Raw genomic sequence first — 25581 nt, 5'->3', positions numbered from 1 at the left:
CCCACGAAGAAGAAGGCTCCCCATGCACGCCGATGTCCTTGTCCGCGTGGCGCACGTCGAGACGTTCGCCGACACACCGGGACCCGCCGGGGGGACGGCCCCGCCCCGGGCCGTCGCCGTCCGCGACGGACGCGTCGTCGCCGTCGGCGGCGACGAGGTGGCCGCCGCGTACACCGGTCCCGCCACCGAGATCCACGACTTCCCCGGCGCCACCCTGCTGCCCGGCCTCACCGACGCCCACGCCCACCCGGTGTGGGGCTCCGTCGAGATCGGCAGCGGTATCGACCTCTCCGGCGCCGGCAGCCTGGCGGAGGTCCTCGACACCGTCGCCGCCGCCCTGCGCGAGAGCCCCGCCGACGCCTGGATCACCGGCTACGACCTCGACCTGAACCACTTCCCCGGCGCCCCGCACGGCGCCGTGTTCGAGGAGCGCTTCCCCGGCCGCGCCATCTCTCTGATGACCCGCGACGCCCACGCCCTCGTCGTCAGCCCGCGCGTGGTGGAACTGGCCGGGCTCACCGGCCGCGAGACCTTCAGCGACAAGTCCTCCGTCGAGACCGGACCTGACGGCCGCCCCACCGGCTACGTCCTCGAACTCCAGGCCATGGACCTGGTCTTCGCGCACTACCCCGAGGTCACCGTCGACGCCGCCGCCGGCTACGTACGCCACCAGCTCGGCCTCCTCGCCGCGAGCGGTCTGACCGGGCTGCACGCCATGGACTTCACCGACCCCAGCGAGGCCGTCTACCGCCGGATCGAGGAGGACGGCGAACTGCCGCTGCGCATCCGCTGCTCCCCGCTGGTCGCCGCCGACTCCGGACCCGACGTCTGGGAGGCCGCCGCCGGACTCCAGGGACGGCACGGCCGCCGCTGGCACGTCGAGGGCGTCAAGTTCATGCTCGACGGCACCGCCGACAACGGCACCGCGTGGTTCGACCACCCCGACACCCACGGCGAGAACGACACCTCCCTCTGGCGCGACGTCGACGCCTACCGCCGCGCCGTGCGCTTCTTCGCCCGCCGCGGCATCGCCACCGCCACCCACGCCATCGGCGACCGGGCCGTCCGCGTCGCCCTCGACGCCATCGAGGCGGCGGGCCCCGCCACCCAGGGCCCGCACCGCATCGAGCACCTGGAGTCCGTCCCCGACGACCTCCTCGGCCGCTTCGCCGACCTCGGCGTCGTCGCCAGCCTCCAGCCGGTCCACGGCACCCGCCACACCCGCGCCGACGGCGACGACACCTGGTCACGGCGGATCGGCCCGGACCGCGCCGCCCGCGGCTGGCGCACCCGCGACCTGCTCACCCACGGCGCCGTCGTCGCCCTCGGCTCCGACTGGCCCATCGGCCCCGGCGACCCCCGCGTCGCCCTCGCCGACTGCCAGCTACGCCGCCCCGTCGAATCCCCCGGCACCGCGCCCGTCCAGCCCGGCCAGGCGCTCACCGCCCGGGAGGCGTACGCGGGCATGACCCGGGCCACCGCCGTCGCCGCCGGACGCCCCGGCGACCTCGGCCGGATCGCCCCCGGCCACCTCGCCGACCTCACCGTCTTCGCCGCCAACCCGCTCACCCTCGACCCCGCGGCACAGGCCGCCAACCCGGTGCTCGCCACCGCCGTCGGCGGCCACCTGCTCCACCACCCCGCCCCCGCCGGAGGACGCCCGTGACCACGCCGATCGACCGCCCCGAAACCCGCCTCCACCTCACCGCCGCCGCCCCCGACCCGTTCGAACGCGGCCGTCTGCGCGGCGTGCGGCTGCGCGACACCCTCCCCGGCGGCATCGCCGGGTACGACCGCTTCTTCCGGCTCGGCGGCATCTCCCCGCGGCAGGTCCGCGAGGACGCCGCCCGCGCCCTCGACGCCGTCGACGCGTTCCGGCCCTCGGCCCGCGCCCAGATCGAGGGGATCGCCCACGGCGCGGGCACCGACCCGCTGACCGTCGCCGCCCTCAACGCCCGCACCGAGATCCTCGCCCGCAGCAACGCCGTACCGCCCGGCGAATGCTCCACACTGGTCCGCCGCTTCACCGACCCGGACACCGGCGCCCCGCGCACCTTCGGCATCCAGACCTGGGACTGGCACGTCGAGCTGAACCCGTTCTGGCACACCCTGGAATCCCGCGGCGGACGCCACGACGTGGTGGGCCTGACCGAACACGGCATCCTCGGCAAGATCGGCGTCAACAGCGCCGGCCTCGCCCTGCACTTCAACATCCTCGGCCACCGCCGCGACGGCATCGGCGGCGTCCCCATGCACGTCCTGGCCGCCGTCGTCCTGGAGGAGGCCGGCAGCGTCGCCGAAGCGGTCGAGATCATCCGCGGCGCCCCGCTCGCCTCCTCGGGCTCCTTCACCCTCTTCGACCCGACCGACGCCGCCCTCCTCGACCTCAGCCCCGACGGCGTCTTCCCCGTCGCACCGCAAGGCGGCACCTACGTCCGCACCAACCACTTCCTCACCCCCGTCCCCGCCGCACAGGAGAAGACCTGGCTCTACCAGCCCGACTCCGGCGAGCGCTACGCCCTGCTCCGCACCCGCCTGGCCGAAACAGGACCCCCCACGTCCCCCGCCGGCCTCGTCCCCTTCCTCATCTCCGGCCCCGGCGAGGCCCCCCTCACCTGCCTCCCCGACATGACCCTCCCCGAAGGCCACCGCTGGGCAAGCCTCGCCACCGTCCTCCTCGAACCAGCCACCCGCACCGCCCACATCCTGGACGGAACACCGGCGGACGCGGGGGAGCGGGGGTGGCGGGAGATGCGCGCGTAGCCGCGGGCGGCCGCCCGAGCGGCCCGGCCGGGACGCTGCACTCCTGCTGAGCCGAGGCAGGGCCCGGAGCCGGACCCCGTGCGGCCCGGGGCGCGTCCGCCCCGGGCCGCACGGCTCAGCGCTCCTTCAGGGCCCTCGCCGTGACCTCCCATTCCTCGAATACGCTCACCCTGCCGAACAGCGTCCGGAGCGACGCCCCGATCTTCCGGCTGGGACCACGCAGCCGGCGGCTGACACTTCCGAGCATCTCCAGCATCGGCAGGACCTCCCGCAGCCCGTCCGTCGACTCCCGGATCTCCCGGCCCAGCGCGATCACCTCATCGAGCTGGTCGTCCACGCCCGCCGGCCACTCGTCGCGCGGCGTCTCACCGAACCACCGCAGGAACGCCCCCATCGCGCCGATCGCCACGTCCATCCGCTCGGCCATCGCCACCGCGGCCGCCTGCAACTCGTCGGACGGGCCCTCGATGGCTTTGGCAAAACGGTTGATGACCGTCAACTGGGCGCTCATCGGCTTGCCGGGCCGCCCGGCGGTGACGAGATCCCCGCCGTACAGCTCGGAGATCGCGGCGAGATCGGCCATGGCCGCCTCCATCGCCGCCATGTCCCCGGTGACCGCCTCCATCTCAGCCTCGGCGGCCACGGCCAGATCGAAGTACCCCGGGGCTTCCGCCGCCTCCTGGGGCCCGTCCCCGCCACGGCCCGGGGCGTCACCCCCGTCCGCCCCCGGACGCGGCGGCCACCCGGGCTCCGGGGCGGCACCGCCGCCGACCGGGCCGCCCACCGGGGCGGACACCACCGCCATCAGGGCCGCCGCCAACTCCCGCCGCGCCGCGGGCACTCCGGCGGACAGCCCCGGGAACTCGACGGCCGGGAACAGCTCGGACCCGTGCGGTGCCGTGCCCGCCTCCCGCAGTTGGATGGCGGGCCGCTTGACGGCGTGCCGGACACCGAGTGCGTACGCCACCTCGGGGCTGCTCCCGGTGAGATCGGCGACGACGACGTCCGCCTCGACGAGATGACGGAGCACGGCGTCGGTGGCCACGCGGGGCAGGGGTACGGCCGGCAGCAGGGCCAGCCCGAACTGCTCACAGACCGGGCGGACGACCTCCTCCCGGAACAGCGCCGAGCGGGACGGCGCGGACACCGCTCCCGACGGGCCGGGCGTGCCCGCCGGGTCCTCCGGGGCGATCACGAAGCAGGTGGGAATCATGTGTCTCCTTCAGGAAAAAGGGGTGACGCGGCGGGCGGCGCCACCGCCCGCCGCGTTCCGGACAGCTCAGTCGAAGAGCGTCAGTGCCACGCCGTCGGCGATCTCGTCCTCGAAGACCGGCCGTTCCTCGATGCCCAGGGCGCGCAGCAGCACGACGGTGACCACGCGGTGGCGGCGCCCCACGCGGACCGTCTCGCAGGGGAAGTCATGCCGGGCGATGAGCCGGTAGCCGGTGTCCGGATGCATCCCGAACGCCCGGCACGCGGTCTTCAGATCGACGCTGACCGGCAGGTCGAAGATCTCCCGGAACGTCAGGGGCGTCCGGTGCTCCTCGCTCATCCGCGCCTCCCGCCACCGCGCAGCGACAACGCCCCGACCCGGCGGCCCCGGCGCAGCAGCCGGGCCTCGGTGGCCGTGCCGGCCAGCCCCCACTCCTGGGCCAGCGCCCCGATGCGGATGCCCTCGGCGCGCTCCGCGGGCACGGTGATCCGTACGGAAGCGGTCAGTTCCCGGTCGCCGGGGTGCCAGGGCGCCTCGAACTCCGCCTGCCAGGCGTCGTCCGGGGCGTACCGCGCGGCGACGTCCACGTCCTCGACGGGCCGCTCCCGCAGCGTCCGCCGCGCCAGGTCCCACGCCTGGCCGCAGACGGCTCGCAGCAGGACGTCGCCGGGGTCGGCGGTCGCCGGGCCGACCTCGGCCAGTGCGGTGAGAAAGCCGGTGACCAGCTCGGACGCGAGGTCCTGCCGGTCCGCCCGGAAACGCCGGGAGACCTTGAACACGGTCCCGCGCAGACCGGGCAGGGCCAGCCACACCGCGACCAGCCGCCAGCCGTTGCCGTCGGCGTCCGCCCGGGCCCGCGCCGCGACCTGACGCCACAGCTCGGCCCGCACCGCCGCGTTCGCCGACCGGTCGTACAGCACTGCCCGCGCCTCGCCCGGGGTGAGCGGCCCGTCCCCGCCGTCGAGCGGCTGCCACGGGCCGTTCCGTTCGTCCGCGAACCACCGCTCGACGGCCCCGAACAGACCGGACCACGGGGTGTACGCCGTCACTGCTACCTCCTCCATGCCGTCCTCTCCTTCACGCGGTCTCCCGCGACGGGTACCTGCGGCGCCACTCGGCCAGCGACCGCCGCGCCAGATCGGGGACGGGCATCGCGACGCCGCCCCGTTCGACCGACAGCAGCAGGCGCAGCACGCCGGGCTGGCGGCCGTCGACGAGCCGGTTGAACAACTCCTCGGCCTGCGCCAGCCGTTCGGGCCGCTCCTGCGCCCAGTGGCACCACACGAGCAGCGCGTCCCGCATCGCCGGGTACGCCACGCTCTCGTTGAGCGCATGACGGACGAGGGCGACCAGCCGGGCGGCCGTCCGCCGGCCCGCCGCCACCTCGGCGCCGAACCAGGCGTGAGCGCCGGAGAGCAGCGCGGGCACGCAGAGCGCGGCCAGCAGCGCCGGTACGTCCTCGGCCGCGGCCCACTCCGCCAGGTGGCGCACGAGGCAGGCACGGTCCCGCGCGCCCGCCGCCGCGAAGTGCCGCCGCACGGTTTCCCGCACGGCCGGCGCCACAGCCACCTCCGCGTCGCCGTTCCCGCGCCCCGCCACCGCCCGGTGCAGCAGCGGCAGCGCCGTACCGACCGGAATGCCGCCGCCCCGCTCCGGCCGGCAGGCGTACGCCAGCGCGGTACGCGGTGCGGCCCCGGACGCCGCGGCGCACTCCGCCAGCAGCTCCCGTACGGAGTCCGCGACCACCGGTTCCTCCGCCGCGACGCCCAGCGCCCAGCCGGCGACATCGGCGCCCGGTCCGCCTTCCGCGAGGGTGAGCCGGCGGACCAGCGGCAGTGTGCGGCCGCCGGACCCGACGGCCAGGCCCGCTACCGCGCGTCCGGCCCGTTCGGCCTCCACCTCGGTGGGACCGGCGCCGCCCAGCCAGCGGTGGAGCAGCGGCAGCAGCCCGGAGTGCTCCCGGCACACCACGTCCCGGACGGCCTCACCGACGGCGGGCCACAGGAACGTGACGGGCTCCGCTTCCCCGCCCCGTGCTCCGATACGCGGCAGCACCTCGCTCAGGGGCGGCCGCCGTACGGTGTCCCGCCCCTGCGGCGCCGTGGGCCGGTGCCAAGGTTCCCGGGCCCGAGGGCCACCGGCTCCGCCCGGCGACGCGTCCCCGCACTCCTCCGCGAGCCCCGCCGCCAGCAGATCCGCGGCGCGTTCGGCGACGGTCGCCCCGTCCAGCCCGCCGTACACGCACACCGCCAGCAGCATGGCCAGCACCTCCGGGGTGGCCGCCGCGCGCGCCAGCAGTTCCGGGGCCTCGGCCGCGGCCAGCCGGCCGAGCAACGCGGCACGCCCCGTCCCCGGAGCGGCCCGCGCCACGGCTTCCGCCACCTGCGCGGCGTACCCCGGCGGCAGCCCCTGGGGCAGCGCCTCGGCACGGAACCGCGTACCGAGCGCCCGCAGCCGCCGGGTGCGCTCGTGCCCGTCCGGGCACCACCGGCGCAGATGCGCCGCGAAGACGTCCTCCGGGCGCGGCGGTTCATGGCGCCTGACCTGCACGCCGAGATCTTGCGTCAGGAAGCGGACGAGGCCGGGCCGGTCCGACAGGACGAGGACCATCCGGGCCCGCGCCTCCGTCAACGCCTCTTCCAGATCGGCCAGTTCCCATGGCCGGAGTGTGTGCGGATCGCCGGGCTCCCGGACTAGATAGCCGTGCGCCCCCTGCGGCCCGGGCCGCCACCGGGCGAAGTCCACCGACCCGTCGACCTGGACGATCGCGGGGTCCGCCCGGTCACCGGCGAGCAGTCGCAGCGCCGCCGTCCGGCGTCCGGTGCCCGGTGCCCCGACGAGGGCGAGGAGCGCGGGGCCGTCCGGCGGCTCGGGGAGCGGCGCGAACCCGGGCGGCGGCGCGAACTGCTCCCGCACCACCGCCAGCTCCCGGGCCCGGACCGGCCCCTGCCGCATCGGCTCCGCGGACCCGTCCCCGGTGACCGATCCGTGCCGCTGATCGCCGTAGACCAGGCCGGTGTTGACGGTGCCGCCGGGCGCCGAGAGGACGACCAGCCGGCTACGGAGCATCGCCTGGGCCACATCGAGGGCGCCGTCGTCCGTCCGGTGCGGGGCGTCGTGTCCGCCGTACGGAGCGGCATCAGCGGTCATCGCGCGTCCCCCGGCTCCGGCCGCCGCGCCGCCGGGGCGTCCGCTCCGCGATGGAGCGGACGGTGCCGGTCACATGCTGTCCGCCGCGCACCGTACCGGCGTTGAGGTTGCCCCGCTCGGCGCTGAGCAGCGTGAGGTGCGGGGATTCCGGGGGAGCGGCCGCCGGGGACCGCACCGCCTCCGAGCGCGCGGACACCTCGTCGGCCACCCACTGGAGGGCGCCGAGAAATTCGGACAGCGCCTCGGATTCCACTCCGGAACCGACCGCGCCCGCACCTCGCAACACCTCAAGAATTCCTGCACCGAGGAGCGCCTGCCCCGCGCCGTCCTCCCACGCCTGATGCTCTTTCTTCTCTTCGCTCTCCCGCACATGCCCTCCCGGACGGATTCGGCCGGCCTCGTGATGACCGGCATTTCCTGGCAATCCGAGATTCCCGTACGCCGGATGCGCCGTCCGCTCCCGCGGTGCACGGAACGCGTGGTCACCCCCACATTCCGAACGTGCGGACCGGCATCCGAACAGGCTGCGGGGAAAACGTTTCGAGAGGGAGAGAAAAGGGCCGGATAATTCCGGAACAGGGAATTCCGAAAAACGGTCCGGCGTGCGGGAACGTAAAAAGGCGCCCCACTCGGTGCCGTAGGTCACCGAACGGAGCGCCTTTTGCGCGGAAAATCAGGGAGCGGACGCGCACCCCACCGCCACCCCGCGCAGATACACCGCATCGACCACATGAATACGCGTCCGTTCGGCCCGCACCCGTTGCGGGCCGAAACGGGTCAGCGCCTTGGTGACGGAGTTGCGGCTCACCCCGAGATGCTGGGCCAGGTCCTCGCGGGTGAGGGAGAACGTGTCCGCACCGCAGATCTCGACCAGGCGCAGCAGTGTCGCCGCGAGCCGCTGCTCGATGGCGCCCTCGGACGCCTGGGTCTGCTCGCGCAGCCGGTTCACCGCGTACGCGGCCAACTGCGTCGCCAGGTCGTACCGCTTGACGAAACGGTGGAAGGTGTCCGCCGGGACGATGGCGACTTCGCAGGCGCTAAGAGTCCGCACATCCGCCAGCCGGAGTCCGCCGGTCTGGACCGCCATCTCGCCCAGCACTTCGCCCGGGCCGCGGAAGGCGAGCAGCCGCTCCCGTCCGTCGGCGTCGGTCCGCACCACCTTCACCATGCCGCCGAGCAGCGCGCAGACATGTGTTCCGGAGTCGCCCTGCCGCAGCAGGACCGTCCCGGCCGGATGGCGGCGCCGCGGATGGTCCGCCAGTGCCGCCCACGCCTCCGACGGGACGAGATCGCGCAGGACATGCGCCAAGGCGGCGCCGAACTGTTCGCTCATGCGATCACGCTAGAGCAACGCCCGGCGCCGCAGGGGCGGAATCCCCGCTTCCCCTCACCGGCCAGGCTCTCCCGCCCTACGCGTCCCCCGGCCCGTCGCCGGCCGCGCCCGGACCGTCTGCGGACAGGTCCCGGTCCGTGCCGCGCAGCGCCCGCAGGAACCAGGAGTGGACCGGCACCAACCGCGGCAGCACCGCCCACCCGTTGACGGCCCACACCAGCCGCCAGTACCGCTCGACGTCCGGATCGCACACCACCGCCAACTGCTCGGTCAGCCCGGCACGGAACGCCGCGTCCGGCGCGCGTCCGCACGCCGCCGCCAACCGCCGTACGAGGGCGCCGGCGAGCGCCGCCCCCTCCGCGCCGCACGGGTCCAGCTCCGCGTCCCGCGCCCCGGCGAGGGCGTCGTGGACCTGCCGCGTCACCTCGTCCCCGGCCAGCGCCTCGACGGGCAGCGGCCGGCCGGACGCCTGATGACCGGCCGAACGCCGCATCCGCTCCCGGAAGTCCGCGTCGTCCAGCAGTCCGGCGATCTCGGTCCAGGCGGCGACCTGCTCGGCGGACGGGTCCTCGGGCAGGTCGGGCAGTGCGGTGCGCACCATCGCCGCGGCGTCCGGGTCCCGCCCTGTACCGAACGTGGCGTCCAGGAAGTCGTCGGCGATCCGGCGGCGTTCCGCCGCGGAGAGCTGGGTGAGCCGGTGCATCAGGGTGGTCTCCTCGGGTCCGGTGCCGCGGGCGGCCGCGGCGCGCAGCACGCTCCGCCGCAGCCGCAGGGCACGGATCTGCACGTCGACGGCGTCGGCCTGCGCCCCCGCGACCTGCGCCATCGGCAGCTCATGGCTGAGCACCCGGCGGATCGTCGCCAGGGAGATCCCCAGCTCCCGCAGGGAGCGGATCAGCTCCAGGCGCCGCAGGGCGGCGGGGGCGTAGCGCCGGTGGCCGGCGTGGGTGCGGTCGGCGGGCGGGACCAGCCCCTCGTCGGAGTAGAACCGGATGGTGCGCACGGGCACGCCGGTGCGCCGGGAGAGTTCGCCGATCGAGTAGCGGGTCGTTCCGTCCATGGCGCCCATCGTCGAGTCTCCAGTGGGTGGAGGTGCAACCCGGACGGGCCGCCGGGGCGGTGCGGTGGTGCGCGTCCGGACATAGTCCGGTTTCTCGGCCACCGGCGCCGCCGCGTTTGTCAACGGAGTGTGGAGACAGGGGGGTCAGAGGCGGTGCGGGCGTGGCGCCGTGGGAGCCTCGGTGGGCACGTAAGGCTCACCATCCACGGTCGAGCGGCACCACCCGCAAGGAGATTTGATGCGCGCCCACACCCTTCCTCTCGCCGGTCTGGCCCTCGTCGCCGGGCTCACGCTCACGGCCTGCGACGGCGCTGACGGTTCCGCGGCGAGCGATGGGTCCTCCTCGTCGTCCGCCCAGGCTTCCGGCGGCTCCTCCCAGGGCTCCTCCCAGGGCTCCGGCGACGCCCCGGCCCCCGCCGAGAAGGGCGAGAAGCCGCGTCAGGAAGCAGGCTCCGGCTCCGGTGCAGGCTCCGGCTCCGGCGCCGGCGACGCGTGCAAGACCGCGCAGCTCGACTTCAGCCTCTCCCACGGCATGAGCGAGAACACCTACCTGGTCAACCTCAAGAACACCGGATCCGCGCCGTGTTCGCTCCAGGGCTTCCCGGGCGTCGACCTCAAGGGCAAGGACGGCACCATCAGCGCCTCCCGCTCCCAGGAGGCCGGGCCGAAGGTCGAGGTCAAGCCGGGCGAGGAGACCCGCTTCACGCTGCACGCCCCGGCGAACACCTCCGGCGGCAGCGGCGTGACCTTCACCTCCCTGATCATCACCCCGCCCAACGAGACCCACTCGAAGTCGCTGCCCGCCAGCATCAACCTCGCCGTCACCGACAAGTCCGACGGGTCGGGCGTCATGGTCGACCCGGTCGGCGTGGGCAAGTAACGGCAGAGGCGGACAACCGCGCCACCGCGCCACCGATCCGGCCACCCCCCGCCGCTGACCTGGGACTCCAGGACACCGGCGCCCGAGGGGGTGGCCGGTTCGCTGTGCGGCCCGGTCTTGGCCGGTCCTCCGCCACGCGGTACCTTCGGTCCGATATCGACGACGGCACGACGGAAGCCGGTGCAACTCCGGCACGGTCGCGCCACTGTGTGCACGCCGCCCCTCCGCACGGACGGGCGGCGTGTGAGTCAGACCCGGGGCCGTCGTCCTGTGCACCACCGAGACGGGACGCGAACTCCCAAAGGAGGCCATGCCATGGCGCACCATGTCGCCCAGCCGACCGCCACTCCTGCCATCCCCGCCAAGCTGCCGCTCAAGGCGGTCGCCCCCTGGGCGGTCTTCTTCGGCATCCTGATGCTGGTTCTGCTCTACTTCGTCGGCGCCGAGCAGGGCGCCACCTCCGTGTTCAACGGCGCGGGGGTCCATGAATGGGTGCACGACGCCCGCCACCTGCTCGGCTTCCCCTGCCACTGACGCAAGGGACGCCGCGACCTCCATGAACTCCACCACTGTCCGCAATCTGCTCGTGCGGGGCATGCTCGCCGGCCTGGGCGCCGGCGTGCTCGCCCTGATCGTGGCCTACTTCCTCGGCGAGCCGGACGTCAGCAGCGCCATCGGCTTCGAGGAGGCCGCCCACGCCGGGCACTCCCACGGCGACGAGGCCGAACTCGTCTCCCGTACCGTGCAGTCCACCGCCGGTCTCGCCACCGGCATCCTCGTCTACGGCGTCGCCTTCGGCGGGATCGCCGCCCTCGGCTACTGCTTCGCCCTGGGCCGCGTGGGCCGTTTCGGTCCCCGCGCCACGGCGCTGCTGCTCTCCGGCTGCGCCCTGCTCGCGGTCTACGTCGTACCGTTCCTGAAGTACCCGGCGAACCCGCCCGCCGTCGGCGATCCCGACACCATCGGCAAGCGGACCGCCCTGTACTTCCTGATGATGCTCCTCAGCGTCCTCCTCGCCGTCGCCGCCACCCTCCTGGGCAAACAGCTCGCGCCCCGGATCGGCACCTGGTACGCGACGGTCGCGGCGGTGCTCGCCTTCGCCGTGGTCATCGGCCTGGCGTACGGCTTCCTGCCCGTGATCGACGAGGTGCCGGAGCACTTCCCGGCGGCGCTGCTGTGGCGCTTCCGGCTCTCCGCCCTCGGCATGCAGCTCACCCTGTGGGCCGGCTTCGGCCTGCTCTTCGGCGAGTTGGCCGAGCGGCTGCTGCGCCCGGCACCGGCGGCGCCCGCCGAGGCGGTACCGGCCGGCCCCTGAGCCGCACCGTGTACATGAAGGGCCCCCGGCAGCCGGCCGGGGGCCCTTCACGTTGCCGGACCGATGCGGCACCGGGCCGGGGCCGCGCGCGGTCTCGGCCCCTTCCGCGCCCCGAGGGCGGACGGGGCCGGTAGCGGCAGGGCGGGCCGCCCCGCTCCGGCCGCGCCCGCACCGTACGACCGAGCCCCCGTCACCCCGCGATGAGCGGCCCTCCGAGCCGGAGGTTCCAGCGTCCCGCCCGTCCGGTCAGTTCCGTGCGGGTCAGCGGAGGTACGTCGAACCGCCAGAACGCGGACGGGGGAGCGGCGGTCGCGTGGACGGCGGCCGCCCGCACCACCTCCGGCTCGACCACCGCCACGGTCCGGCCGCCGGCCGGACCCAGCGCGTCCAGCCAGCGCGCCACCCGCGCGCACACGTCCGCCACCGACTCGCCGCCGGGTGTCGCGGCCGTGGGATCGGCCAGCCACCGCCCCACCGCCTCCGGTTCGGCCGCGCCGGCCTCCTCCAGCGTCCGGCCGCGCCAGCGTCCGGCGTCCAGTCCGGCCAGCTCCGGCGGCGCGTCGTCCACGGTCAGCCCGAGCGCCTCCGCGGTCTCCCGGCAGCGCACGCCCGGCGAGACGGCCACCGCGTCCGCCGCCGGCAGCGAACCGGCCGCCGCCCGGGCCCGCGCCGCCCCCGAGGCGTCCAGCGGATCACCGTCGTCGAACGCCGCACGCCGCAGCGACGCGGTCATGGCCGGGGAGACGAGCAGGACACGGCTGGTCACGAGGGCTCCTTCACGGGGCGGGCGGGGCGGCGCGGCGCACCACGGGGTACGGCGCGTGGCCGCGGCGATCCGGGGCGACGGCGAGGCGTTCGCCCGCCGGGGGCCGCGCCGACCGCGAACCTAACATCCGTACTCCGCGCGCCTTCCGGGCATCCGGTGGTACCCGACAGGGCGAGAGCGGGCCAGTCGTGACGGCACGTCAGGGGAGCGGACAGCCCCCATGACGCTCCATCAGCCGTGTGCCGGGCAGTCCCCGCCCCGCGCCGGCTCCGCCTCGTCCTCGCCGGGGCGCAGCACCTGGGCCGACGCCAGCAGCGCCTCGATCACCTCGTCCATCTCCAGCCGCCGCTCCACCGACCGCAGTCCCGGCAGCCCGGCCCGGGTGCTGACCTGCGGCGGGGCCAGCAGCGAGCAGCAGTCCTCGTCCGGCAGGACCGACACCTCGGCCGTACCGATCGCCCGCGCCTCGTCGATGATCTCCTGCTTCTCCCAGCCGATCAGCGGCCGCAGCACCGGCAGCTCCGCCGCCTCGTCCACCGCGACCATGTTCGCCAGCGTCTGGCTCGCCACCTGCCCCAGACTGTCGCCCGTCACCAGCGCCTGGGCCCCCGTCCGCGCCGCGAGCCGCGAGGCGGCACGCACCATCAGCCGCCGCTGCGCGACGACCTGGAGCCTGCCCGCCCCCGCCACCGCGAGCTGCTTCTGCGCCGAACCGAGCGCGACGACGTGCAGCGCCCCCGGCGGCTGGCTGCGATTCAGCTCCCGGGCCAGCGCGTACGCCTTGTACACCGACGCCGCGTTCGTGTACGGCGCCCCGCTGAAGTGGACGAAATCGCAGGCCAGCCCGCGCCGCATGGCCCGGTGAGCGGCCACCGGCGAGTCGTACCCGCCGGACAGCAGCACCAGCGCCCGCCCGCTCGACCCCACCGGCAGCCCGCTCAGCCCCCGGTGCCGCTCCCACGACAGATATGTCTCCCGGTGATCGATCTCCACCGAGAGCGTGACATCCGGCGCCGACAGATCCACGGGCAGCTCCGGCACCGCCTCCTGGATCCGCGCCCCCAGATGCACCTCCATCGTCGACGACGTCAGCGGGAAGTCCTTGTTCCGCCGCCGCACCCGGACCGCGAAACTCCGCACCCGTCGCCGCCCGCACAGCGCACGCAGCGCCCCGACGGCCGCCGCGGTGACGTCCTCCATCGTGGACGGCACCCGCACCGCGGGCTCGACGTAGTGGAACCCGACGACCCGCCGGACCCGCTCCACCAGCGCCTCCACCGGCGCGTCACCGCCCACCACGGTGATGTTCTGCGCCCCCTTGATCCAGGTGGAGCCGCCGACACCGCGCAGCGCGATCCGCAGATTGCCGTGCAGCCGGTCGATGAACCGCTGACGGTTACGCCCTTTGAGGAAGACCTCACCGTGCTTGAGCAGCACACAGGAACCGCCGGCCAAAGCCGCGGCGGAGGCGTCCCGGGGAGCGGGGACACCGGGGTTGCCGGTCATGTATGAACCTTTCGGAATGTCCCGGTCGGCACCGGCGGTGTCCTCCGCCGCGCCCACGAGAGGAACGAACTGAGCCGGAGCGGAACCGGCACCGGCCGCACGGCGAGCCCCAGGCCCGGCCACACCACGGCGCGCACGGCACTTCCCGGAACACCGGAGAAGTCCCCGGAACACCGGAAGAGTCCCCGGAACACGGAGAGGCCCCCGGACCCGCTCACCGGCCGTCGCCCCTCCCGCCCCGTGGCACTCCGGGACGGGGAGGCGGGAGCGGGAAAGCCCGGCGAACCACCGGCACCGACAAGACTACGTCCGGCCGCGGGGGCCGCGGAGGGGGCGGGTACGGGGGAGGGCCGGTCGTCCAGGGCTGGCCGCCGGCCGGTGCGGCGCCCTCGCCGTAAGGCCCCCGCCGAACGGGTGGGTCCGACGGGGCAGCCGACCGGAGGCGGGACGGCTTCCCTAGGCTGTGGCCGCATGAGGGGCGGCGGTCCGGTGCCCGCCCCACGGCGACGGGTGCAGCAGGTGAACCGCTACAGCACGGCCGGCAAGTTGGTGCGGGACCGGATTCCGCAGATCATCCGGGACGACGGGGCCGAACCGGTCATCCGGACCGCGGGCCCGGAGGAGTACCGCAGGCGCCTGCGGGACAAGCTCGGCGAGGAGGTCACCGAATTCCTCACGGCGGACGAGCCCGACGCCCCGGAAGAACTCGCGGACGTCCTGGAGGTCATCCACGCCCTCGCCGCCGACCTGGGCATCACCCCCGACCAACTGGAAAAACTCCGCGAAACCAAGGCCCGCGACCGGGGCGGCTTCACCGAGCGCCTGGTGTGGCTGGGGAATCGCTGACGGGCTGATGACCTCCTGCGCGCCGGACGGGCCCGTGCCACCTTGCGGCTCGGCGTCGGCCGCACCACGACCGGGAGCGACATCGAACGCGCCGCGGATCTGCTCACCCGGGCCGCCCGCACCCCGCCCCCGTCCCTCCTCTGACCCGCCGGAGCCGGCCCGCCCGCGAGCGGCCCCGGTGGGGTCACGGTGAGCGTCCGCCGGTCCCTCGGGCCGGAGGCGCGGACCGGGCTCCTCGTACCGCGCCGTACGGTTCGCCCGCGCCGTTCGCCCCGTTCCGGAATGCCGCCGTACGGGTGGCGTGGCACGCTGGCTGTGGCGTGGGCCCGGCGGCGCGGGGGCCGGAGGTGGCCGGTGCCGGGGTCCGTCCGGCCGGGCCGAGGAGCGGCCGCCGTCCCGCGATACCGGGGCGGACGCCCGGCCACGCCCCGAGCACTCAACCGAACGAGGCGGTCACCATGGAGTTCGGCATCTTCACCGTCGGCGACGTGACGGCCGATCCGACCACCGGGCGTACGCCGAGCGAGCATGAGCGCATCAAGGCCACACTCGCCATCGCGGAGAAGGCGGAGGAGGTGGGGCTGGACGTGTTCGCCACCGGCGAGCACCACAATCCGCCGTTCGTCCCGTCGTCGCCCACCACGCTCCTGGGATATCTGGCCGCCCGTACCGACCGGCTCACGCTGTCCACCTCCACGACGCTGATCACCACCAACGACCCGGTGAAGATCGCCGAGGACTTCGCCTACCTCCAGCACCTCGCCGACGGCCGCGTCGATCTGATGCTGGGCCGCGGCAACACCGGCCCCGTCTACCCGTGGTTCGGCCAGGACATCCGCCAGGGCATCCCGCTCGCCATCGAGAACTACGCGCTGCTGCACCGGCTGTGGCGGGAGGGCACCGTCGACTGGGAGGGCAAGTTCCGCGGCCCGCTCCAGGGTTTCACCGCCACGCCCCGCCCGCTGGACGGCGTCCCCCCGTTCGTCTGGCACGGCTCGATCCGCTCCCCGGAGATCGCCGAACAGGCCGCGTACTACGGCGACGGCTTCTTCCACAACAACATCTTCTGGCCGATGTCCCACACCCGGCGCATGATCCGCCTCTACCGGACGCGCTTCACCCACCACGGCCACGGCGCCCCCGACCAGGCCATCGTCGGTCTCGGTGGCCAGGCGTTCATCCGCCCCAACTCCCAGGACGCGGTACGCGAGTTCCGCCCGTACTTCGACAACGCCCCCGTCTACGGGCACGGGCCGTCCCTGGAGGAGTTCGCCGAGCAGACGCCGCTGACCGTCGGCTCACCGCAGCAGGTCATCGAGCGGACCCTCGGCTTCCGCGACGCCGTCGGCGACTACCAGCGTCAGCTCTTCCTGATGGACCACGCCGGACTGCCGCTGAAGACCGTCCTGGAACAGCTCGACCTGCTCGGCGGCGAGGTCGTCCCCGCCCTCCGCAAGGAATTCGCCGCCCTCCGCCCGCCCGGCGTCCCCGCCTCCGCACCCCCGCACCCGGCCGTCGCCGCCCGGGAAGCGGGCCCCGGCACGGACGCCGCCTAGGGCTCCGGGGCCCGCCGGTCAGGAGGCCGCGCCGCCGCCCAGGAGCTGTTCCATCGGTACGACGTCCTCGAACTCGTCACGCCGTACCCGCGTCCCGCAGCCCTGGACCAGCCGGGCGTAGTCCGCCGCGGCGGCCTTGACCCGGTCCTGCAGCGCTGTGCCCTGCTGGGCGGTGTCCGCACCGAAATCGCTGGTCGCGGCGTAGACGCCCCGTGGGGAGACGACGGCGTGCAGATACGAGAACATCGGCCGCATCGCGTGCTCCAGCACCAGGGAGTGCCGTTCCGTCCCGCCGGTGGCGGCCATCAGCACCGGCATGTCGGAGAGCGTGTCCTCCGGGAGCACGTCGAAGAAGGACTTGAACAGTCCGCTGAACGAGGCGTTGAACGCGGGTGTCACCGCGATCACTCCGTCGGCCCGCGCCACCGTCTCGAACGCCTCCTCCAGCGGGCCGGTGGGGAATCCGGACAGCATCGCGTCCGTGATCGCCCGGCCCAGCGGCCGCAACTCCACGAACGACGAGTGAACGTCCTGCCCCCGTTCCACCAGCTCCGCGCGGACCGCCGCCTCCAGCCGGTCGGCGAGCAGCCGGGTCGAGGACGGCTCCCGCAACCCGCCGCTGATGATCGCCAGGTTCGTCATCGCGCCACGACCCTCCGTCTCGGGCGGCCCGTCTCGGGCGGCGCCGCACCGTACCCGCGGCCCGCCACGCGACCGCGCACGGACGGCCGCGCACACCGCCCGGTGCCTTTTCCTCAGGCTACGGTCCACCGCCGCACCCGGCAGGTCCACGGCCACCGGCCGCTCCGCGACATCTCTTCACGAGGCATCGGGGCAGTTCGGCAAGGGGGCGGGCGGGCGCATCTCAATCAGGGGTGGAGGAGGCGCGGCCGGGTTCTGGCTCTCTCGGGGCGGACACCAGGGGATTCCCGCACCCGCGGGCCCGGCCACCAGGCGCCGGCCGCGCCGGGAACGCTCCGGCCCGCCGCTCCACCGCTCCACCGCAACGCCCGGTCCGGGCCCCGAAAGGACCGGACCGGGCGCGTTCTGTCGCCGTCCGGCGGTGCTACGGCTTGACGAGGAGGATCGAGTTGATCGGGGTCAGGTCCTTGTCGATGAAGTAGCCGGCGCCGAGGTAGCCCTGGCAGTCGCCGGTGCCGTTGTAGCCCGTGCAGGTGCGGGCGGTGGCGCCGCCGGTCTGGTTGTTGAAGACGTAGTGCTGACCGACCTGGTTGCTGAGATTGTGGGCGCCGTAGCTGTAGTAGACGAGCGACGGGCGGTCGTTGTTCCAGCCGGCGTTCTGCGGGTAGACGCAGACGGCGCCGGACGGACAGCCGCGTACGCTGCCCGCGGCCTGGGCGGCGTTGGCGGTGGTGGTCAGGCCCGCCGTGGCGAGAGCGCCCGCCGCGAAGGTCAGGGCGACGGCCTTGGTGATCTTTCGCATGTTTCCCCCTTGAGGTCAGGTGACGCGCCGCTCCACGGCCCCCGCCGACCCGCGGTGTGGCGGGCGCCTCGGCGACGCACCGGAAATGTCGCACGAACTGCCATCGGTGCACCATCTCTTTCGACTTGGAGCAAAACCGGCTGTATGTCGTGATGGGTTGTGGTAAATGCCGTGTTCCTTCCGGTACTTGGAGGGGAGCGGTCCGGCCGTGGCGCACGGGCCCGGGGCGGTTCCGGGAACGTGGAGTGCCGGCTCGTGGTCCACCTCCGCCGAAGAGGCAGGGCGGCCTGGAAATCCGCAGGCTGCGGGGGCTCGGAGGCCATTCCGGCGTAGACGGTGCCCCCGCCATCCGCCGGAACCGCCCGGGTCCGGTCCGCCGACCTGCGCTCTCGGGGCGTGCCGAAGCGCTCCGGTCGCCCGCCTCCCGGAGCAGGACCTCTCCCCTTTTCGCGGTACGGGGCCGTCCGGTGTCCGCACGGGGCCCGGCGACCGGCTCCGTCCGCCGCGGCGCTTCGCGTACGCCGACGGCCGGCTGCCCGCACCGGGAGCCGCCGCACCGGCCATGCCCCGCCCGCTCCGTACCGCGTACGAAGACGGAGCCTGCCGCCGCGTAGGGAGGGCCAGGGCGGGGACAACACTCACAGGAGCACCGGCAGGGTGCGGGGCGGACGGGGGCGGGCGTGGTGGACGGACGGGCGTCGAGAGGCGCGTCGGGGCGGTGGCGCCGGGGGCGCGCGGTGGCGGGGACTGCCGGGAAGGCCCTGGCCGGGGTGGTGGTGGCGGCCTTGGCGTCGGCGCTCACCGTCTTCGGGTACGGGTTCGTGCGGCAAGGGACCGACGGGCTGGGGGAGGCGTCCGCGCTCGCCGCGCGGGGGCGTACGGCCGACGGGATCGTGCTGGCGAGGAGCGAGCGGACCGGTCCGCAGGGCAGCCGTACCGAGCGGATCGAGGTGCGGTTCACCACGGGCGACGGGCGGGAGTACCGCTTCGAGCAAGGGGGTGACGCGGCGGTCGGTGCCACGGTCCCCGTCCACTACGAGGCGGGGCACCCGGAGACGGCGAGCCTCAACTCCGCCGCGACCGGACGGTTCCTGTCCGGCATGCTGCTCTTCATCGGGCTCGCGCTCATGGTCCTGACGCCGGTGCTGCTGTTGCTGCCCGCCAGGACCGTTCTGCGTGGCGCCGTCCGTGCGATACGGCGCCGTCGGCCGCCCGCCGACCGGGATCGGCGGCAGGCGGCGCGCCCGGGGCGCGGGCGGACGGCGACCGCTCGGCGGTGAGGGCGGCCGGTCCGGGAGCGGGCGCCGGCGGAACAGGTCCGTCACCGCCTCGAAGACGGGCGCCCCGGTGGCTGCGGGCCCCGGCGCGTTCTCATGCCGTCCGCTGCTGTGGTCTGCGGTTCTGCCAGGTGGTGATCCGGGTGAGGATGAGGATGAGCAGGACGCCGGCGGCCACGTCGAGTGCGAGGGAGACGGTGGAGAGCACCGCGGCGCTGCGCAGGACCGGCTCGGTGATCTTCTTGGCCAGGTAGTACTGCCCGAGCGACCGGTTGAGCGCCTGCCCGACGACGTACGCCGCCCACCACGCGGTCACCGGGCCGCGCGGTGCCGGGCGCCGTTCCGCGCTGGCCCGCCAGACGTCCGTCACGACGTGGTACGGGATCCACAGGTTGGCCACCGGCGTGAACCAGCCACCGATCGCCCACCCGCGGGCGCGGCGGTGCGCGGTGCGGCTGCTCCACAGCTCGGTGTTGCACCGCGCCCGCCACAACCAGACGAGGAACACCGCGCCCGCGGCGGCGGACACCACGACCGCCGGTAGCGACACCCACAACGAGAAGGTGTCGGCGGCCCGGAGGTCCGCGAGCGTCGCCGCGCCCGCCCGGAAGGCGCGGAAGACGGAGTAGTTCCGCCAGTCGGAGACGGTGTTCAGGGCGTCGCCCACGAGCACCGCCAGGATGAGCAGCGTGGTGGCGAGCGCGAGCCCTTTCACCGCCTTGAACCGCGGAGGGGGCACCGGGACGAAGAAGCCGGCAGGGGCGCCCGGGGCCGCCGGGCCCCCCGGAAATGCCGGAATTCCGGGGGGAGTTGGTCCTGCCGGGCCGCCCGGCCCCGCTGCCCCCGGTGTGCCTGCCGGACTTCCCGGAACCGCCGGATACCCCGGGCCGGTTGACCGTGTCCGGCCGAGGGGGGCAGCCGGTCCCGCCGGACCTCCCGGGCTTCGGGGAGTTGCCGGAATTCCTGCAACTGCCGGATCTGCTGGGCCGGTCAGGGCTGCCGGGCCGCCCACCCCCGTCGGCCCCGTCGATCCCGCCGGGCCGCCCGGCTCTCCCGCACCCGCGGCCCCGGGCGGCGGTCCCGCCGCCCGGCCCCGCCCCGTATCCGCCGTCGTGTCCCGGCGCGCCTCGTCATACGCGCCGTCACATGCACCGTCCACGTTCTCCCCCGAAGAGTCGTGTGGCCGCCGGACGTTGTCCGGGGACGGCGAGCGTAGTGGGCGCGGGGGCGCCGCGTCCCGGGTCGGGCCGGGGCCGGTTCGGTCCGGTGTACGGGGCCGTGACCGGGGCCGGGTCAGCCGAGGAGGAACCGCAGCGTCCGGTATCCGAGCCAGATGAGCAGGCCCAGGGATATGACCAGCGCGAATCCGCGAAACAGGGTGGCCTGGGTGGCGAGGGTGGCCCGCCATGCCATCCGCCGGACGCGGATTCCCCCGCTGTCCAGCGCCTCCTGGAGGGTGCGGGCCAGGTGGTGTGTGGGGGTGCGGGGCAGCATCATCGCCAGGTAGAGGCGGGTGAGGCGGACCATCCACCGGGTGAGCGGGCCGCGTCGCCGTGGGGCCGGTTCCGAGGTCACCGGGTACAGCCGCGGCGTCCACGTGTCGTCGAAGACGAGGACCGCGGACGTCCAGGGGTCCTCCGGGACCACCGTGTCGAGGCCGGACGGGGCGGGCAGGTGGGCGTCCAGCCGTGCGGCCGTGCCCGGTTGGTCGCCGGAGGCCAGCAGGACCAGTTTCCGCGCGGGCTGCGTCCGGCGGGCCTGTTCGACCTCCCACCACAGTCCGTCGCCCGCCCCCAGGCGCAACACGATGAGCCGGGAGAGTTCCATCAGCTCCAAGATCGCGGGCTGCCAGTCGTCGAGCGGCAGGTAGAACCGGGCCGCGCCCAGACGCGGCAGCGGCTCCCCGGGCCGGCCGACCGTGATCACCGGACCGACCGCGCCCAACGCCCCCGCGAGCTGCTCCTCGCGCGAGTGCAGTTTGACGTACGGTCCGTCGTCGACCTCGGCCGCGGCGGCGTCGTCGGCGAAGCTGCGCAGATACAGCACGGGGCGGCGGCCGTCGGCGCGCAGGGCCTGGGCGGCGCCGCGTACCGCCCGCGGCCGGGTGTGGCGCAGGAGCGGGACCGCGGCTCCCAGCGCGGCCAACCCGCCTGTCAGCAGCGCCAGTTGCGCGGTCAGCGACATCTTGTGGCCCTGCTGCTGCGCCATCTGGGCGCCCAGGAGACCCACCGTGAACAGGGCGTACCCGAAGCCGTCGGCCACCAGGTACACCGGCCGCCGCCACCACGGCTGACGCGGCGCCAGCCGGCTGACCACGGCGGCGACGTCCGCCACGCCCGCCCGCCGCCGCCGTCGCAGCCACAGCGCCGGAACGAGCAGTGCTCCGGCGGGTACCGCCCAGCACAGTGCGGTGGTGCGGGACGCGGCGGCGTCCCGGTCGAGACGCGCCCGCTCCCGGCGGACCTCCGCCACGAGCCCCGCGGTCCGCTCGCGCGCCGCGGAACTGCGGCCCGCCCGGGCGGCGTCGGCGGCGGCGAGCACCGCCGACCGGCTCGGCCCGGCCGGGGCGTGCTCCCAAAACCACGCGGCGCCGGTACGGACTCCGGAGGGCGGCGCGGCCCCGTCGGAGGCCCGTTCCAGCGCGGCGGTGAACGCGGCGGCCCGCGCCGGGGCGTCCCGGAAACGGTCCCGGGCGCGCAGCTCCTCGCCCGCGTCGAGCGCGAGGTGCAGGGTGAGGTAGCAGACGATCAGCGTCGCCACGGTGAGCAGCCGGACCCATGCCCGTAGCCTCGAAGACATTTCGGTACGCCCCCTTCGCCCGGCCCCGGGTGCCGGGGCGCGGGCCGTGTCCCGGCCCGCCGCCGAGGCCCGCCGCTGCCCCGCACGGGGGCGGCGGACCGGCGTACGCCACTCTTCCGCACCGCCGCGCGGAACGGAACCGGAGGAGCCGGGGCGGGTCAGGGCAGGGTGAACTTCTGGTCGGCGGAGCCGGTGCAGTCGCGCAGCAGCAGCCGGACGCCGTCGCGGGGCGTGCCGTCGGGCGCCAGGCACCGGCCCGAGCGCGCGTGGAAGAGCGAACCGTCGGACCGCGGCGCCCACTTCTGCCCGTCGGCGCCGGTGCAGTCCTGCAACTCGACCGGCGTGTCCGGCACGGCCTCGTCGTCCACCGGACCCAGGCACCGCCGCAGCGTCTCCAGCGCTCCGTCGGGGCGCTGGGTCCAGAGCTGACCGGCGGCCGAGGAGCGGCACCGCCCCAGTTCCGCGGGCGCGTGGTCGCCCCCGTCCGCCTTGCCGCGCACGTCGAGGCAGGTGCCGCCGGGGCCGGTGAGCCGCCCCGGTTCGGCCGGCGCGCTCGCGGACGTGGTCACGGCGGGCGGCGGCTCGGACGGGGCGTCGCCCCCGGGGTGCGTCATCAAGAACGCGCCGACGGTCATGACGACGGTGAGCGACGAGACGCCGGCGAGGGTGACCGGCAGCCGCCCCGCACGCTTGCGGCTCGTGCCGTCGGAGGGGTGCGGCGTGTGCGGCGGGAAGGCGCCGGGGGAGTGCGGCGTGTGCGGCGGGAAGGCGCTGCCGGCGGTGAGCGTCGCCCCGCCCCCGCCGTCCGGTGCCGGGACGACGGCCGTGACGGCGGTCGTGTCGCCCGTGCGGGGCCGCCCGCCGTCCGCCGCTCCGGTGGCGTCCGGCGCCCGGCGTCCCCGCCCGCCGCCGCGCAGCAGCGTGATGGCCGTGTCGATGCCGGGGCGTTGCTCCGGGTCCTTCGCCGTCAGCGCGGTGATCAGCTCCCGCAGCCCGCCGCGGGCCCGCTTCATCTCCGGGAGCGGGGCGAGCAGGACCGCGGAGAGCGTCGCGGTCCGCGAGTCGCGGCGGAACGCCGGGTAGCCCTCCACCGCGTGGAACAGGGTCAGTCCGAGGGAGAACAGGTCCGAGGCCAGCCCGCCCGGCCGGCCGTCGGCGCGCTCCGGCGAGGTGTACTCGAACGACCCGACGAAGGCGCCGGGGGCGGTGATCGTCTCGTCCCCGATGATCCGGGCGATCCCGAAGTCCGCCAGCAGCACGCGTCCGTCGTCGGCCAGCAGGACGTTGCCGGGCTTGACGTCGCGGTGGACGAGGGCGGCGGCGTCCGCCGCGCGCAGGGCGGACAGCAGGGCGGCGGCGATGTGCGGGACGTGGTCGGGGTCGAGCGGCCCGTGCGTCAGCTCCTGCCGCAGGGACCGGCCCCGTACCAGTTGCATGACCGTCCACGGGACGCCGTCCTCGATCACCACGTCGTAGACGGTGACGACGTTGGGATGATCGGCGAGGACGGCGGCGTTGCGGCCCTCACGCTGCGCGCGGGTCAGTCCCTCGTCCCGCTCCTCGGGGGAGGTGGCGCGCAGCCGGACCTCCTTGACGGCCACCGGGCGGCCCAGCAGTTCGTCCTGGCCCTCCCAGACCCGCCCCATGCCGCCGGACCCGAGCTCGGCCGCCAGGCGGTACCGCCCCCCGATCAGCCGCCCCGGCGCGCCCTCCTGCGTCACAGCCCCACCCATTCGTCGCGACCCCGTAAGTACCTGCCGTCGCCGACATCGTAGGAGTGTTGTCACATGAACTGTGCGGTGACGATACCGACTGGCGCCGGACGCCGGGGGCGGCGGCGCCGCGTTCCGCACCTCCGGCTCCCCGACCGGGCCGCCGCACGTCACCGGCGCCCGCCCCGGGGCGCGGCCCCGCCGCACCCCACGCGGTCGCCTCCGCCTCCCGCACGCGAGGTCACGTCCGGCGACGCCCGTCTCCCCGGGCCCGGGGAGCGCTCCGTACCGGCCACGGTGCCCCGTCCGCGACCGGGCCGATCGCCCCGTCAGGGGCGGCTGCGGCGGAGGGGGCGGTACGTCCCGTGTGCGCGCTGCCGGGTGTCAGGCGGGCGCTCCGCTCCCGGGCGGGAGGTGGACCGTCATGATCAGGTGGCAGGTTCCGGTGCCGGAGCCGCGGTAGGTGTGCGGGGCGTCGGCGTCGAAGGTGGCGGTCTGGCCCGCCGCGACGGGGTGCTCGGTGCCGTCGACGATCAGGGTCATCCGGCCCGAGGTGACGCTGACCGTCTCGACGACCTGCGGCTGGTGCGGGTGGCTGGGGTACTCCTCGCCGGGCTCCAGGCGCCAGCGCCAGACCTCGACCGGCGCCGGGCCGGAGGTCGTCAGCAGCAGCCGCGCCTCACCGCCGTGCGGCCCGGTCCACAGCGGCGCCACGGCGTCGGCGGACACCACCCGCACCCGGTCCTCGGCGGGCCCCTCCAGCAGGGCGGAGACCGGGACGCCGAGGGTGTCGGCGAGCCGGACCAGGGTGGCGAAGTTGGGGTTGCCCTGGGCCTTCTCCAGGCCCACCAGGGCGCCCTTGCTCACCTGGGCCCGCCGTCCCAGCTCGTCCAGGGACAGACCGGCGCGGGTGCGCGCCGCCTTGACGTTCTGCGCGAGCGTCCGCAGGGCGGTCTCCGTCTCGGCCATCCGATCACCCTTCTTCTGGGCCCCCGGTCTCCCCGGACGGGCCGCCGCCGGTCATGAGCGGAACGCCGTCCCGCATCGCGGTCGGTCGGTTGACACGCCTCGGTCGTTTGGTTGTACGGTGCGGTCGTTCCGTTGACATAGTAAGGGAAGTACCGTGATCGCTCTGCTGCTGGCCCTGGGCAGCTCCCTCGCCTACGGCTGTGCCGACTTCCTCGGCGGTCTCGGCGCCCGCAAGGCCCATGTCCTGCGCACCGTGATGATCGCCGCCCCGGCCAGCCTCACCGTCGAACTGCTGCTGTGGCCGTTTCTCGGCGCCTCGTTCAGCGCGGCGGCCCTCGGCTGGGGCGCCGCCTCCGGGATCGCCTCGGCCGCCGCGTTCGCCCTGCTCTACCGGACCCTGGCGATCGGCCCGATGAACGTGCTCTCGCCGGTCACCGCCCTGGTCTCGGCCGCCCTGCCGGTCGGCGTGGGCCTGTGCCAGGGGGAGCGGCTGGGCACCGCCGCCCTCGTGGGACTGCCGCTCGCGCTGCTCGCGGTGGTGCTGGTCAGCGCCGGGCACGGCGGCGGTGGGGTCCGCCCGTCGCGGACCGCGCTGCTGCTGGCCTTCGGCGCGGGCGGCGCCATCGCCCTCCAGCTCGTCTGCCTGCACCAGGCGCCGTCCGGCAGCGGCATCGCCCCGCTGATCATCGGCCGGGCCGTCTCCTCGGCCCTCACCCTGACCGCGGCGGGTCTGCTGCGCCACCGGCTCGGCACGGAGCGCCCCGCCTACGCGATGTCGGCGGGCGCGGGCGTCCTCGACTCGCTGGCGAACCTGCTCTTCCTCCTCGCCGCCCGCAGCGGCGATCTCACCGTCGTCGCCGTGATCACCGCCCTCTACCCGGCCGGCACCGTCCTGCTGGCCCGCGGTGTGCTCGCCGAACGCATCCACCGGGGCCAGCTCGTGGGCCTGGGCACCGCCGCCGTCGCCGTCGGGCTCCTCGCCCTGACGTGAC

The 25581-nt window shown here is 75.0% G+C and carries 24 protein-coding genes and 1 riboswitch; of the genes, 9 read left to right on the top strand and 15 right to left on the bottom strand.

What is annotated here, in order from left to right; translation table 11 throughout:
• The first annotated feature begins 22 nt into the window (after positions 1-22).
• Both ACGH2B_RS00730 and ACGH2B_RS00725 read left to right on the top strand, forming a co-directional pair.
• Entirely contained in the window at positions 23-1666 is a 1644-nt protein-coding gene (locus ACGH2B_RS00730; RefSeq protein ID WP_399082345.1) for an amidohydrolase, read from the top strand.
• A complete protein-coding gene (locus tag ACGH2B_RS00725) occupies positions 1663-2763 on the top strand; it encodes a C45 family autoproteolytic acyltransferase/hydolase (RefSeq protein ID WP_399082342.1) in 1101 nt (366 codons plus the stop codon). Before ACGH2B_RS00730 ends, ACGH2B_RS00725 begins: the two co-directional genes overlap by 4 nt.
• 115 nt (positions 2764-2878) lie before the next feature.
• Here ACGH2B_RS00725 and ACGH2B_RS00720 read toward each other — a convergent pair whose 3' ends face one another.
• The 7 genes from ACGH2B_RS00720 to ACGH2B_RS00690 all read right to left on the bottom strand — a co-directional run bounded on the left by ACGH2B_RS00720 (position 2879) and on the right by ACGH2B_RS00690 (position 9519).
• Entirely contained in the window at positions 2879-3976 is a 1098-nt protein-coding gene (locus ACGH2B_RS00720) for a hypothetical protein (RefSeq protein WP_399082339.1), read from the bottom strand.
• A gap of 66 nt (positions 3977-4042) precedes the next feature.
• Positions 4043-4315, bottom strand: coding sequence for a DNA-binding protein (locus tag ACGH2B_RS00715; protein WP_399082336.1), 273 nt, complete (start codon positions 4313-4315; stop codon positions 4043-4045).
• Complete coding sequence (locus tag ACGH2B_RS00710) at positions 4312-5040, bottom strand: hypothetical protein (protein WP_399082333.1); 729 nt, start codon at positions 5038-5040, stop codon at positions 4312-4314. The genes ACGH2B_RS00715 and ACGH2B_RS00710 overlap by 4 nt, the downstream gene beginning before the upstream one ends.
• A 13-nt stretch (positions 5041-5053) precedes the next feature.
• Positions 5054-7126, bottom strand: coding sequence for a hypothetical protein (locus ACGH2B_RS00705; protein ID WP_399082330.1), 2073 nt, complete (start codon positions 7124-7126; stop codon positions 5054-5056).
• Positions 7116-7496, bottom strand: coding sequence for a hypothetical protein (locus ACGH2B_RS00700; RefSeq protein WP_399082327.1), 381 nt, complete (start codon positions 7494-7496; stop codon positions 7116-7118). Before ACGH2B_RS00700 ends, ACGH2B_RS00705 begins: the two co-directional genes overlap by 11 nt.
• A 303-nt stretch (positions 7497-7799) precedes the next feature.
• Entirely contained in the window at positions 7800-8459 is a 660-nt protein-coding gene (locus ACGH2B_RS00695; protein WP_399082324.1) for a Crp/Fnr family transcriptional regulator, read from the bottom strand.
• Positions 8460-8535: 76 nt separating this feature from the next.
• A complete protein-coding gene (locus ACGH2B_RS00690) occupies positions 8536-9519 on the bottom strand; it encodes a MerR family transcriptional regulator (RefSeq protein WP_399082321.1) in 984 nt (327 codons plus the stop codon).
• 238 nt (positions 9520-9757) lie between these two features.
• Here ACGH2B_RS00690 and ACGH2B_RS00685 point away from each other — a divergent pair, with 238 nt between their 5' ends.
• From ACGH2B_RS00685 to ACGH2B_RS00675, 3 genes are all read left to right on the top strand, one after another.
• On the top strand, positions 9758-10399 hold the full coding sequence (locus ACGH2B_RS00685) for a DUF4232 domain-containing protein (protein WP_399082318.1): 642 nt from the start codon (positions 9758-9760) through the stop codon (positions 10397-10399).
• Positions 10400-10571: 172 nt separating this feature from the next.
• Positions 10572-10653: riboswitch (cobalamin riboswitch) on the top strand.
• A 61-nt stretch (positions 10654-10714) separates the two neighbouring features.
• Positions 10715-10933, top strand: a complete 219-nt coding sequence (locus ACGH2B_RS00680; RefSeq protein WP_399082315.1) for a CbtB-domain containing protein — start codon at positions 10715-10717, stop codon at positions 10931-10933.
• A 22-nt stretch (positions 10934-10955) separates the two neighbouring features.
• Positions 10956-11714, top strand: coding sequence for a CbtA family protein (locus ACGH2B_RS00675; RefSeq protein ID WP_399082312.1), 759 nt, complete (start codon positions 10956-10958; stop codon positions 11712-11714).
• 190 nt (positions 11715-11904) lie between these two features.
• Here the strand turns inward: ACGH2B_RS00675 and ACGH2B_RS00670 are convergent, their stop codons facing one another.
• Together ACGH2B_RS00670 and thiI are read right to left on the bottom strand one after the other, a co-directional pair.
• Complete coding sequence (locus tag ACGH2B_RS00670; protein WP_399082309.1) at positions 11905-12480, bottom strand: histidine phosphatase family protein; 576 nt, start codon at positions 12478-12480, stop codon at positions 11905-11907.
• Positions 12481-12711: 231 nt separating this feature from the next.
• Positions 12712-13986 carry a tRNA uracil 4-sulfurtransferase ThiI gene (thiI, locus tag ACGH2B_RS00665; RefSeq protein WP_399082306.1) on the bottom strand — a complete coding sequence of 425 codons (1275 nt, stop codon included), beginning with the start codon at positions 13984-13986 and terminating at the stop codon, positions 12712-12714.
• Between the two features lie 519 nt (positions 13987-14505).
• Between thiI and ACGH2B_RS00660 the strand changes: the two genes are divergently transcribed.
• Positions 14506-14832, top strand: a complete 327-nt coding sequence (locus tag ACGH2B_RS00660; protein WP_399082303.1) for a hypothetical protein — start codon at positions 14506-14508, stop codon at positions 14830-14832.
• 458 nt (positions 14833-15290) lie between these two features.
• Positions 15291-16388, top strand: a complete 1098-nt coding sequence (locus ACGH2B_RS00655) for an LLM class flavin-dependent oxidoreductase (RefSeq protein ID WP_399082300.1) — start codon at positions 15291-15293, stop codon at positions 16386-16388.
• Between the two features lie 18 nt (positions 16389-16406).
• On the opposite strand, the gene ACGH2B_RS00650 is transcribed toward ACGH2B_RS00655, so the two are convergent.
• On the bottom strand, positions 16407-17030 hold the full coding sequence (locus tag ACGH2B_RS00650; RefSeq protein WP_399082297.1) for an FMN reductase: 624 nt from the start codon (positions 17028-17030) through the stop codon (positions 16407-16409).
• A gap of 424 nt (positions 17031-17454) precedes the next feature.
• On the bottom strand, positions 17455-17832 hold the full coding sequence (locus ACGH2B_RS00645; RefSeq protein WP_399082294.1) for a hypothetical protein: 378 nt from the start codon (positions 17830-17832) through the stop codon (positions 17455-17457).
• Positions 17833-18569: 737 nt separating this feature from the next.
• Between ACGH2B_RS00645 and ACGH2B_RS00640 the strand changes: the two genes are divergently transcribed.
• On the top strand, positions 18570-19112 hold the full coding sequence (locus tag ACGH2B_RS00640; RefSeq protein WP_399082291.1) for a DUF3592 domain-containing protein: 543 nt from the start codon (positions 18570-18572) through the stop codon (positions 19110-19112).
• Positions 19113-19203: 91 nt separating this feature from the next.
• Here the strand turns inward: ACGH2B_RS00640 and ACGH2B_RS00635 are convergent, their stop codons facing one another.
• The 4 genes from ACGH2B_RS00635 to ACGH2B_RS00620 all read right to left on the bottom strand — a co-directional run bounded on the left by ACGH2B_RS00635 (position 19204) and on the right by ACGH2B_RS00620 (position 24589).
• Entirely contained in the window at positions 19204-19824 is a 621-nt protein-coding gene (locus ACGH2B_RS00635) for a DUF4328 domain-containing protein (RefSeq protein ID WP_399082288.1), read from the bottom strand.
• 578 nt (positions 19825-20402) lie between these two features.
• Positions 20403-21908 (bottom strand): transferase, encoded by a 1506-nt coding sequence (locus ACGH2B_RS00630; protein ID WP_399082285.1) that lies wholly within the window; start codon positions 21906-21908, stop codon positions 20403-20405.
• Positions 21909-22066: 158 nt separating this feature from the next.
• Positions 22067-23629 carry a protein kinase gene (locus ACGH2B_RS00625; RefSeq protein ID WP_399082282.1) on the bottom strand — a complete coding sequence of 521 codons (1563 nt, stop codon included), beginning with the start codon at positions 23627-23629 and terminating at the stop codon, positions 22067-22069.
• Positions 23630-24004: 375 nt separating this feature from the next.
• A complete protein-coding gene (locus ACGH2B_RS00620) occupies positions 24005-24589 on the bottom strand; it encodes a helix-turn-helix domain-containing protein (protein WP_399082279.1) in 585 nt (194 codons plus the stop codon).
• A 154-nt stretch (positions 24590-24743) separates the two neighbouring features.
• On the opposite strand from ACGH2B_RS00620, the gene ACGH2B_RS00615 reads away from it, so the two are divergent.
• Entirely contained in the window at positions 24744-25580 is an 837-nt protein-coding gene (locus ACGH2B_RS00615; RefSeq protein ID WP_399082276.1) for an EamA family transporter, read from the top strand.
• The last annotated feature ends 1 nt before the right edge of the window (position 25581 follow it).

Source organism: Streptomyces sp. BBFR2, assembly GCF_044497305.1.
In the GTDB taxonomy this organism is placed as follows: domain Bacteria; phylum Actinomycetota; class Actinomycetes; order Streptomycetales; family Streptomycetaceae; genus Streptomyces.
This window is presented reverse-complemented; position numbering and strand designations above follow the sequence as displayed.

Coding starts and splice junctions, on each gene's coding strand:
- ACGH2B_RS00730 (WP_399082345.1), top strand. CDS start 23: ATGCACGCCGATGTCCTTGTCCGCGTGGCGCACGTCGAGACGTTCGCC.
- ACGH2B_RS00720 (WP_399082339.1), bottom strand. CDS start 3,976: ATGATTCCCACCTGCTTCGTGATCGCCCCGGAGGACCCGGCGGGCACG.
- ACGH2B_RS00715 (WP_399082336.1), bottom strand. CDS start 4,315: ATGAGCGAGGAGCACCGGACGCCCCTGACGTTCCGGGAGATCTTCGAC.
- ACGH2B_RS00710 (WP_399082333.1), bottom strand. CDS start 5,040: ATGGAGGAGGTAGCAGTGACGGCGTACACCCCGTGGTCCGGTCTGTTC.
- ACGH2B_RS00705 (WP_399082330.1), bottom strand. CDS start 7,126: ATGACCGCTGATGCCGCTCCGTACGGCGGACACGACGCCCCGCACCGG.
- ACGH2B_RS00695 (WP_399082324.1), bottom strand. CDS start 8,459: ATGAGCGAACAGTTCGGCGCCGCCTTGGCGCATGTCCTGCGCGATCTC.
- ACGH2B_RS00690 (WP_399082321.1), bottom strand. CDS start 9,519: ATGGACGGAACGACCCGCTACTCGATCGGCGAACTCTCCCGGCGCACC.
- ACGH2B_RS00685 (WP_399082318.1), top strand. CDS start 9,758: ATGCGCGCCCACACCCTTCCTCTCGCCGGTCTGGCCCTCGTCGCCGGG.
- ACGH2B_RS00680 (WP_399082315.1), top strand. CDS start 10,715: ATGGCGCACCATGTCGCCCAGCCGACCGCCACTCCTGCCATCCCCGCC.
- ACGH2B_RS00675 (WP_399082312.1), top strand. CDS start 10,956: ATGAACTCCACCACTGTCCGCAATCTGCTCGTGCGGGGCATGCTCGCC.
- thiI (WP_399082306.1), bottom strand. CDS start 13,986: ATGACCGGCAACCCCGGTGTCCCCGCTCCCCGGGACGCCTCCGCCGCG.
- ACGH2B_RS00655 (WP_399082300.1), top strand. CDS start 15,291: ATGGAGTTCGGCATCTTCACCGTCGGCGACGTGACGGCCGATCCGACC.
- ACGH2B_RS00650 (WP_399082297.1), bottom strand. CDS start 17,030: ATGACGAACCTGGCGATCATCAGCGGCGGGTTGCGGGAGCCGTCCTCG.
- ACGH2B_RS00645 (WP_399082294.1), bottom strand. CDS start 17,832: ATGCGAAAGATCACCAAGGCCGTCGCCCTGACCTTCGCGGCGGGCGCT.
- ACGH2B_RS00630 (WP_399082285.1), bottom strand. CDS start 21,908: ATGTCTTCGAGGCTACGGGCATGGGTCCGGCTGCTCACCGTGGCGACG.
- ACGH2B_RS00620 (WP_399082279.1), bottom strand. CDS start 24,589: ATGGCCGAGACGGAGACCGCCCTGCGGACGCTCGCGCAGAACGTCAAG.